A 243-nucleotide genomic window follows, 5' to 3' on the forward strand; every position below is an offset into this window, starting at 1 on the left:
GCGGAAAATCACGTCCCGCACTACCTCGCTCGCGACCATGCGCGCCACCTGCAGATCGGGGCTTTCGACGTCGCGAATGATCCGCTGGATCGTACGATTGTCGAGATTGACGATATCCTCGAACACGAACATGCGTTTCTTGATCACTTCGGCGAGCTCCGGATCCTGAATTTCGAGCGAATCGAGAATCGACCGTTCCGTACCGCGGTCTACGCCGTACAAAATCTGTACGATCGCTTCGAT

At 55.6% G+C, this 243-nt stretch carries 1 protein-coding gene; it reads right to left on the reverse strand.

The genetic code is table 11. The features are described from left to right. Positions 1–243, reverse strand: a 243-nt coding sequence (locus KVT38_RS34035; RefSeq protein WP_306795390.1) for a FliG C-terminal domain-containing protein, incomplete at both ends; no start/stop codon positions are given.

Origin of the sequence: Cohnella sp. GbtcB17, assembly GCF_019091135.1 — a bacterium.
Lineage (GTDB): Bacteria > Bacillota > Bacilli > Paenibacillales > Paenibacillaceae > Cohnella.